The organism is Deltaproteobacteria bacterium, from assembly GCA_026712905.1.
In the GTDB taxonomy this organism is placed as follows: domain Bacteria; phylum Desulfobacterota; class Binatia; order UBA9968; family JAJDTQ01; genus JAJDTQ01.
In genome coordinates this window covers 1-5,831 of sequence record JAPOPM010000070.1, presented here as the reverse complement: position 1 = coordinate 5,831, position 5,831 = coordinate 1, and the positions used below count along the sequence as shown (strand labels likewise).

6 protein-coding genes are annotated in these 5,831 nt (G+C 64.9%); 4 read left to right on the top strand and 2 right to left on the bottom strand.

Features of this window, described 5'->3' with window-relative positions; genetic code table 11:
* The first annotated feature begins 157 nt into the window (after positions 1 to 157).
* Both OXF11_05405 and OXF11_05400 read left to right on the top strand, forming a co-directional pair.
* Positions 158 to 529: a DUF3696 domain-containing protein gene (locus OXF11_05405; GenBank protein ID MCY4486539.1), complete on the top strand. Its 372-nt coding sequence runs from the start codon at positions 158 to 160 to the stop codon at positions 527 to 529.
* Positions 530 to 645: 116 nt separating this feature from the next.
* Positions 646 to 1,014 (top strand): hypothetical protein, encoded by a 369-nt coding sequence (locus OXF11_05400; GenBank protein MCY4486538.1) that lies wholly within the window; start codon positions 646 to 648, stop codon positions 1,012 to 1,014.
* Positions 1,015 to 1,053: 39 nt separating this feature from the next.
* On the opposite strand, the gene OXF11_05395 is transcribed toward OXF11_05400, so the two are convergent.
* Positions 1,054 to 2,232: a PQQ-dependent sugar dehydrogenase gene (locus tag OXF11_05395; GenBank protein ID MCY4486537.1), complete on the bottom strand. Its 1,179-nt coding sequence runs from the start codon at positions 2,230 to 2,232 to the stop codon at positions 1,054 to 1,056.
* A gap of 258 nt (positions 2,233 to 2,490) precedes the next feature.
* Here OXF11_05395 and OXF11_05390 point away from each other — a divergent pair, with 258 nt between their 5' ends.
* A complete protein-coding gene (locus OXF11_05390; GenBank protein MCY4486536.1) occupies positions 2,491 to 3,882 on the top strand; it encodes a hypothetical protein in 1,392 nt (463 codons plus the stop codon).
* Between the two features lie 276 nt (positions 3,883 to 4,158).
* A complete protein-coding gene (locus OXF11_05385; GenBank protein ID MCY4486535.1) occupies positions 4,159 to 5,397 on the top strand; it encodes a hypothetical protein in 1,239 nt (412 codons plus the stop codon).
* Here OXF11_05385 and OXF11_05380 read toward each other — a convergent pair whose 3' ends face one another.
* Positions 5,398 to 5,688: a TfoX/Sxy family protein gene (locus tag OXF11_05380; GenBank protein MCY4486534.1), complete on the bottom strand. Its 291-nt coding sequence runs from the start codon at positions 5,686 to 5,688 to the stop codon at positions 5,398 to 5,400.
* Positions 5,689 to 5,831 lie beyond the last annotated feature (143 nt).

Sequence of the window (5,831 nt, the reverse complement as noted above, 5' to 3'; positions counted from 1 at the left end):
GCTTCGTGCCCGTTTAGGGTCTCGCCTATCGACTCACTCCGGCCAGTGAGGAATTACCCCCACTTTTGGATATGACGCCCCTTACCCGAGCGCCAGTGGGACTTGAACCCACCCGATCTGAACGCTGCCCAGCACACACTATGTCCCCGAAGACTCCATCGTCTTGATGGAACAGCCGGAGATTCACCTTCACCCGTCCGTTCAAAGTCGTCTGGCGGATCTGATGCTAGCCGTAGCTGAACATCGTCGCGTCCAAATCATTGTGGAAAGTCACAGTGAACATCTGCTGCGACGCTTCCAGCGACGCGTGGCCGAGGGTACCGTCGCGTCAAGCGAGCTAATGCTGTACTTCGTTCAGACAAACAACGGCGCGGCCGAACTCAACGATCTCGAATTGAACGAGTGGGGTGAGATCGAGAACTGGCCGGAGAAGTTCTTCGGCGATGAAATGGCCGAAATTGCAGCGATCAGTACGGCTTCACTGGATCGACGGATCGAAGCGGAGGCCCGGACGGGGACCTCGAAATGAGGACCTGCGTCGTCGACACCAACGTTGCCATCTCAGCCAACGGAAGAAACACACACGCCGACCCGGACTGTCAGCGAGCATGTGTAAAGGAGTTGCTGGAGGCTTGTCGGGACAGAGTGATTGCCATCGACGATTTGGGGCTCATCTTCGACGAGTACAAGCAAAACCTGCGTTTCGCGGGCGCGCCCGGCGTCGGGGACATGTTCTTCAAGCATGTCTACAATCACCAATACAACGCCATGCGTGTAAGTCGCGTGTCCGTTACGCCGTGCGACAACGACAACCAGGGCTTCGAGGAAACCCCGTACCACTCGGAGCCGTCCGCGCTAGGTGGGGCAAGAGAAGGCGTGGTGATCAGGTTGGCCCGAGCGTTCCCGGCCGAGGAGTTCCACCTCAACGTCTGCAAGAGCGTTCGCGAAGACCATGTTCAGTCTGATGAACACTGGTCCAAGCACTGGAGGCCATGTCGCATTGCGCGCGGATAACTCGCTGAGCCGCGATGACGGTCGGCGGTCCGACACCGGTCAACCGCCGGCGGGCTCCAGGCGAGCGAGCACGCCGGGTTCCTCGTCACTCAGCAGATAGACGTACCCGTCAGGGCCGACACGGACGTCCCGGATACGGCCGAGGACGCCCTTGAGGATCCGCTCTTCGCGCACAACCCGCCCGCCGTCGAGCTCGAGGCGGGCGAGCAGGCGATAGGCGAGGGCGCCCACCAGCAGGTTGCCGCGCCAGCGAGGGAACTTGTCGCCGTCGTAGAAGGCCATGCCCGAGGGCGCGATGGACGGCGTCCATTGGTACAGCGGTTCGGCCATGCCCTCCTTGCGGGTCCCCTCGCCGATGCGCGTGCCGATGCCGTAGTTCCTGCCGTGGGTGATCACCGGCCAGCCGTAGTTGACGCCGGCGCGGATGATGTTGATCTCGTCGCCTCCCTGCGGGCCGTGCTCGTGGGTCCACAACTCGCCGGTCCGCGGGTTCAAGGCCGCGCCCTGGATGTTGCGGTTGCCGATCGTATAGATCTCCGGCCTTGCGCCCGCCACGGACAGGTAGGGATTGTCCTTGGGCACCTGACCGTCCTCGGTCAGGCGGATGACGGAGCCGGCGTGGTCGCCGGGGTCCTGCGCGCGCGGCCGGTTGCCCCGGTCTCCGAGGGTCAGGAACACGTGACCCTTGCCGTCGAACACCACCCTGCCGCCGAAGTGGCGGCCGCCCCATGACTTGGGCAAGGCCCGGAACAGTATCCGCACGTCGGTGAGCCGGTGGCCATCGAGCCTGCCGCGGGCCAGTTCGGTGCCGTAGCCGCCGTCGCCCTTGCCGGCGTAAGCGAGATATACAAGGCGGTTCTCCGCGAAGCGGGGATGCAATACGCCATCATGCAGCCCGCCTTGGCGCCTCTCCGCCACCGCTTCGGGAAGGCCGGAAATGGGAGTCGGATCCAGGGTGCCATCGGCGGCGACGTAGCGCAGGCGGCCCGACCGCTCGGTGACGAGCATGCGGCCATCCGGCAGAAAAGCCAGGGACCATGGGTGATCGAGTCCGCGGGTCAGGATGCGTACGCTTACGCCATGGAGTTCGGTCCGCTCGACCGTGTCCGCGAGGGCAATCCCGGACCAGCCGAGGATCAAGAGAACGGCGCCGGCGGCGACGCCGCGCGCCGACCTCGCCGAGCGCTCCCGGCGCGAGTATGCGGAGATGGATTGCATGCCGATACCAGTGTCACACTCCGGCTCATGCTTCGCAAGCACAGCGTACCTGCGCTCGGTGAGCGTCGGTAGCGGAGGTGGAGCACAAGGATGTCCGAACACCGGCGCCTGAGCGACACTTTCCGAAAACAGGGCCGGGACAGCCAACGGTGGTTGACTTTTCGAATCAATCGGTAAACATCAATATCCGGGATAAATTTGCGGCATGCGACCCGTCGTGAGGGATGGCACACGAACCAGCGAGGGCTTCGCGACAACATGGCTAGACTGATGTGGATTGTGTTTCTGAAGGGTGGCGCAATCGCGCTTTCGGCGCTCTTGCTCGGCTGCGGCGGCAACGTGGAATCCCGCCTTCGTGCGAGCAACGAAGACCTGATGCAGGAGCGGGCTGCCACGCTGGAAGGTCAGGCGGTCCTGGAAGGCAGAATCGCGGCCGCGGAAGCGGCCTTGTCGGCCGCCGAAAAAGCCCGGACGGCCGCCGAGGAAGGCCGGGCGGCCGCGGCGGCGGCCAGGGCCGCGGCCGACAGTGAGCGCAACGCGACCCACCAACGTACGGTCGAGGCGGCGGCGGCCGCGGCCGCGGCGGAAGTCGAGCGCGACACGGCCAACCTGCATGCCATGGAGGCGGCGGCGCGGGCGGAAGCGGCCGTGGAGCGTGCGCGCGCCGCACAAGCCGTCGCGGACCAGGCGGAAGCTGCCCGAGAGACAGCCGAAACGGCCCTGACGACGGCCGACCGGCTGCTCATGGAGGCAAACGCTGCGCTTGTGCTTGCGCTTCGCGTCTTGGGGACATCGGTCGCGGACACCACGCTTCCGGTGGACCGGCAAATCTCGATGAACACGGCGGCGGCCCGGTCCTACGCCATTGGGGTGTTGGACCAGAGTACCCCCGAGGGTCGGGCGTTGAGGCAAATCCACGAGATCGCTGCTCGCTCCAATCGAATCTCTCGTGCGGACCGCCTCACCTTCACGAGCGGTGGCGATTTGCTTCGCAACCCTTACCAATGCGCCCGCGACGTCTGCGTGTCAGGATTCCCTTTCCTATCCGTGGGGGGGCCGGGCTCCTGGCGTGCTCAGGTCGAATCGATCGAGATCCTTCCGGACACGAGCGGCGTCGCTACACTGATCGAAAGGTATCCTGCCCAATGGGGGCCCGGCCATGCTTGGGTTGGCTGGATGGACCATTCCTTCTTCGCCACGGAACTCGAGCCCTTCGACATTGAATGGCATCCTACGCATGGCGACGTGTCTGCGGACGCGTTCGTTTACGGCGATGCCCCGTACACGAACCCGGACGTCGGAGCGAGTGCCGTCTGGCGAGGGGCTGTTGTGGCGAGACACCCCGCGACCGCGGACGACATCGAATCCGTGGTCACCGGCGACGCGCAAGTATCCGTAGACCTCGGGGGAAGCATGGTTCTTGCGGACGTGCGCCTCAGCGACCTGGAGAACGCCGTCACCGGCGCGACGTACACCGACGTCGTCTATAACGACCTCGTGGTGGAGAACGGCGGGTTCGAACGCAAGCCCGGCGAGAACGATTTCCTCGAGGGCACGTTCTACGGGCCGAACCACGAAGAGGTCGCGGGCGTGTTCGAGGATCGGCAGGGGTTGGTGGGCGCGTACGGCGCCAGACGGCTGAACGAGTAGCGGCGCGGGCAGGCGTGGTCCCGTCGCTGGGCGTCGGGTCCCGTTGCGGCACAACACACAAGCCAGCGAGGGCTTCGCGACACCATGGCCAGACCGATGTGGACCGTGTTCCTGAAGAGTGGCAGCGCAATCGCGCTTTCGGCGGTCATGCTCGGCTGCGGCGGCAACGAGGAGTCTCGCCTTCGTACGGGCAACGAAGACCTGATGCGAGAGTTGGCGGCCGCGCAAGAGAGTCAGGCCATCCTGGAAGCCGGAGCGGCGGCCGCGGAAGCGGCCTTGTGGGCTGCCGAGAAGGCCCGGGCGACGGCCGAGGGAGCCCGTGTGGCGGCGGCGGCGGCCAGGGCCGCTGCGGACGACCAGCGCGAGGCAGCCGACCGGCGTGCGACCGAGGCGGAGGCGGACAGAACCGCGGCGGAAGTCGCGCGCGATACGGCCAAACTCCGTGCGACCGAGGCGGCCGCGACGGCGGAAGTGGCCGAGGATCGTGCGACCGCCGCGGAAGCCGCCGCGGAGCGGGCGCAAGCTCTACGGGAGACTGCCGAAACGGCCCTGCTGACGGCCGAGCAACTGCTCATGGAGGCGAACGCCGCACTTGTGGTTGCGCTTCGATCTTGGAGAATTCCGATCGCGGACAGCACGCTTCCGCTCCACCAGCAGATCGCGATGAACGCGGCGTCCGCGGCCGCCGAGGCGACCGCCATCTCCGCCCCGTCGTCCGGGGAGTTGGACCAGAGCACCCTCGAGGGTCGGGCGGTAGGACAAATCAACGAGATCGCCGCTCGCTCCGATCGATTGTTATATACGGACACGCACCTCTTTGACAGCGGAGGAGACTCGCTCCGAATGCCCTCGCTGTGCCGCCAACACGTCTGCTCGCTTGGTCACAACGCTGCGCTCCTTGCGAACCAGAGGCGTGTGACCAGTATCGACAGCCTTTCGGAAATGAACGGCATCGCCACGTTCGTCCGAAAGGAAACAATTCCATACGGGGCCAGGACATCCCCGCTGGGCCGGACACAGGACGTTGGTTTCGGTGGCTGGATGAACCATTCGTTCTTCCAGACGCTGGCCTACCGCATTGATCACGAAGGTCATCCAGCCCATGGCGACACGTGGACGCGGGCCTTCGTTACCGGCGATGCCCCGTACACGAACCCGAACGTGGACGTGAACGCCGTCTGGCGGGGGGCCGTCCTGGCGAGAGATCCCTCGGTTGTGGACAACCTCGAATCCTTGGTTACCGGCAATGCGCGAATATCCGTGGATCTCGGGGGAGAGAAGACTCTTCTGGACGTGCGTCTCAGCGGCCTGGAGAACGCCTCCACCGGCACGAGGTACCTCGACTTCGTCTATGACGACCTCCCGGTCTCGCGCGGCGCTTTCGAACGTCGGTTCGCCGAGAACGACTTCCTCAGGGGCGTGTTCTACGGGCCGAACCACGAAGAGGTCGCGGGCGTGTTCGAACACTGGCAGGGACTGGTGGGCGTGTACGGCGCCAGGCGGCAGGACGAATAGTCACTTGGCCGGAAGGGAGCGGACAAATTCCGCGGCCCGGTGGAGCCACGTTTTCAAATCGTTGTCCGACTCGATGCCCGCGGGCTCCACGACGGCCCATCCCAACATCACCCGGCCGGTGATGTTGGCGGGCTTGGTATGGGGTTCAACCAACGTCTCGTCGTGCTTCTTCTTGTCCAACCGCACGATCAGCGAGTCCTTCCACGTTCCCACGCACATGTTGCCGTTGATCATGAAGCAGACGCCGCCGAACATCTTCCGTTCGGAGAAACCCTCTAGCTGCGAGAGCAACGGACGGCCGGGTAGGAGGGGTCGTCACCGAGCCCCTCCCCCCACAGATCCGAGCGTGCGCGATTGACGCACTCGGTTCCTCATCTGACAGGTTCGCTCATTAAACGTTGCCATGAGCGCGTGAACGTGACGTACGGCAGAGG